At 69.3% G+C, this 3,330-nt stretch carries 3 protein-coding genes; 2 read left to right on the plus strand and 1 reads right to left on the minus strand.

Features of this window, described 5'->3' with window-relative positions:
* The coding region (locus ABD151_RS03275) for a 3-ketosteroid-9-alpha-monooxygenase, oxygenase component (RefSeq protein WP_343991292.1) at nt 1-1,097 on the minus strand (1,097 nt) is incomplete at its 3' end.
* A gap of 118 nt (nt 1,098-1,215) precedes the next feature.
* Here ABD151_RS03275 and ABD151_RS03280 point away from each other — a divergent pair.
* Nucleotides 1,216-2,394, plus strand: coding sequence for an acyl-CoA dehydrogenase family protein (locus tag ABD151_RS03280; protein ID WP_343991294.1), 1,179 nt, complete (start codon nt 1,216-1,218; stop codon nt 2,392-2,394).
* 15 nt (nt 2,395-2,409) lie between these two features.
* Nucleotides 2,410-3,330: acyl-CoA dehydrogenase family protein (locus ABD151_RS03285; protein WP_343991296.1), on the plus strand; the 921-nt coding region annotated here is incomplete at its 3' end.

Raw genomic sequence — 3,330 nt, forward strand, 5'->3', positions numbered from 1 at the left:
GCCAGGTTCTCCGCGACCTCGGCCTGCCAGAACTCGTTGGCCTTGGTGGTGTCGACCTCGAACTCGAAGCGCTCGACCATCTCCGGGTCGATGGTCGCCGCGTCGACGTAGAACTGCTCGTACCAGCGGCGCAGCTGGTAGACCGGGCCGTCCTCCTCGCACAGCAGCGGGTTCTGCACCGGCACCTTGTTCTTCCAGATGTGCACGTCCTGGAGGAAGCCGTCGCCGAACATCTCGGCGTACTTGCGCGCGATGTAGTTGGCGGTGTCGTCGTCGAGCCCCTCCGGCTTGCGCACGGTGATGCCGTAGTGCAGCGTGAAGGAGTCGAGGCTGGTCGGCACGTGACAGTTGATCAGGATGACCTCGGTCTCGAAGCCCTTGTAGTCGACGTCGAGCCAGTTGATCATGTACGACGGCCCGTAGTAGGTGGCCGTCGACTTGAGGAACAGCTCGGGCGCGCCATAGCCGCCGACGACGTCGGGGCGGCCCTTGCTCTCCATGATCTGGGTGGCCGTCTGGCCCTCGAAGACGTTGCGGAAGCTGGTCGGGAAGGACAGGTGCACGTAGTAGAAGTGCGCCATGTCGACGACGTTGTCGATCAGCTCACGGCAGTTGGAGCCCTCGATCTCCTCGGTGTTCCACACCCAGTCGGTGAACTCGCCCTCGGCGAGGCCCGGCAGCACCGGCGGGAGCACCGAGTGGTCGGCGGCCGAGCCCTCGGGGTCGTGCCAGATCAGCAGCTGGTCGTTGTGCACGACCGCCTCGTAGCGCTGAGTGCGGGCACGCAGCGGAACCCGGCGCGCGTACGGGATCGCCTTGCACTTGCCGTCGCCGCCCCAGCGCCAGTCGTGGAACGGGCAGGCGACCTCGTCGCCCTTGATCGAGCCCTGGGTGAGGTCGCCGCCCATGTGGCGGCAGTAGGCGTCGAGCACATTGAGCTCGCCCTTGCTGTCCTGCCAGACCACGAGCTTGCCACCGAAGCCCTGAACGGCGTGCGGCTTGCCGTCGGCGTAGGCCGAGGCGAGGCCCAGGCAGTGCCAGCCGCGTGCATAGCGGTCGGGCACGGTGCCGATGTCGAGCTGGCGGGTGTCACTCATGGCGGCTTCCTCCTGCGGAAAGTGCATCTAGACCAAAACGAGAACAGGTTATAGTTTTTGGGTCGCGTAATCCACCTCACTCACCATGTTGACGCGCATTCCTTCCAGGAGCCACCCCATGCACATCGCCCTGACCCGGGAGCAGGAGGCGCTTCGCGCCGACCTGCAGCACTACTTCGCCGACCTGATCACCCCCGAGCGGCGCGCTGCACTCGCCTCCGCAACGGGAGAGTTCGGCGAGGCCACCACCTACAAGGAGGTGATCCGCCAGCTCGGCACCGACGGCTGGCTCGGCATCGGCTGGCCCGAGGAGTACGGCGGCCAGAACCGCTCGATGACCGAGCAGCTGATCTTCGGCGACGTCGCCGCGATCGCCGGTGTGCCGATCCCGTACCTCACGATCAACACCGTCGGCCCGACGATCATGCGCTACGGCACCGACGCGCAGAAGGAGTACTTCCTGCCGCGGATCCTCGCCGGCGACCTGCACTTCTCGATCGGCTACTCCGAGCCGGGATCGGGCACCGACCTCGCCTCGCTGCAGACCCGCGCCGTGCGCGAGGGCGACGAGTGGGTGATCAACGGCCAGAAGATGTGGACCTCGCTGATCCAGTACGCCGACTGGATCTGGATGGCGTGCCGCACCGACCCGGATCTCCCGCGCCACAAGGGCCTGTCGATGATCCTGGTGCCGGCTGACAGCGACGGCGTCAGCTTCACGCCGGTGCACACCGTGGCCGGGGTGCACACCAGCGCCACCTACTACGAGAACGTCCGCGTTCCCGCCGAGAACCTGGTCGGTGAGCTCAACGGCGGCTGGTCGCTGATGACCAACCAGCTCAACCACGAACGGGTCGCGCTCACCTCAGCCGCCTCCCTCGCGCACTCCGTCGAGCTGGTCACGGACTGGGCCAAGGAGACCAAGAACCCCGACGGCTCCCGGGTGATCGACGCCGAGTGGGTGCAGATCCTGCTCGGCCGCGCCCACGCCCGGGTCAACGCCCAGACCCTGATGAACTACAAGCTCGCCTCGGAGATCGACACGCTCTCCCCGGCCGACGCCTCCGCCACGAAGGTGTACGGCTCCGAGCTCTGCACCGAGGTCTACCGCTCGCTGATGGAGATCGTCGGCCCGCACAGCGGCTTGACCAGCGACTCCCCCGGCGCCGTCCTGGCCGGGCGTCTGGAGCGCTACTTCCGCTCGTCGTTGGTGATGACCTTCGGCGGCGGCACCAACGAGATCCAGCGCGACATCATCGGCTACGTCGGCCTCGGCCTGCCGGCCGCGAAGCGCTGAGGACAGGAGAGAACCATGGACTTCAGCTTCACGCCCGAGCAGGACGAGGCCGCCGCCCTCGCCGCCTCGATCCTCAAGGACCGCGCCACCAACACCCGGATGCGCACCGTGGAGGAGGCGGGCGACCGCTTCGACCGCGAGCTGTGGGCCGAGCTCGGCAACGCCGGGCTGCTCGGCCTGCACCTGCCGGAGGCTCACGGCGGAGCCGGCCTCGGCCTGATCGAGCTGGCCCGGGTGCTGGCCGAGATCGGGCGCACCGTCGCCCCGGTCCCGCTGGCCACCCACGGCGCAGCGGGTGCCGCGATCGCCGCGCTCGGCACCGCAGCACAGCAGGAGCGTTGGCTGCCCGGCGCTGCCGACGGCAGCAGCCTGCTGAGCGTCGCGATCTCCGAGGAGCGGGCCCACCTGCCCGCGCCGCCCACGGTCACCGCCACCCCGGACGGCGACGCCTGGGTCCTCGACGGCGTCAAGACCCTGGTGCGCGCCGGGATGGCCGCCGACGCGGTGTTGGTCACCGCGCAGACGCCGTCCGGGGCCGGCGTCTTCGTCGTCAGCGCCGAGGAAGCCGGCGTCGAGCGGGCCACGCAGCACACCAGCGACGGCGACGCCCTCGCCCTGGTGACGTTGCGCGGGGTCCGCCTCGACGGCGACCGGCTACTGGGTGCCGCCGACGGGATCAGCGCCGCCCGTCTGGTCGAGCTGGCCACGGTGACCGCCGCAGCCGAGCAGTACGGCGTGATCGCGGGCGCCGTCCGGCTGACCGCGCAGTACGCCAAGGAGCGCGAGCAGTTCGGCCGCCCGATCGCCACCTTCCAGGCGGTCTCGCAGCGCCTGGCCGACGGCTACATCGACAACATCTTCGAGGGCCTGACCCTGTGGCAGGCGGTCTGGCGTCTGGACGCCGGCCTGCCCGCCGCGGTCGAGGTGGCGTCGGCG

Source organism: Nocardioides dubius (assembly GCF_039528155.1).
In the GTDB taxonomy this organism is placed as follows: domain Bacteria; phylum Actinomycetota; class Actinomycetes; order Propionibacteriales; family Nocardioidaceae; genus Nocardioides; species Nocardioides dubius.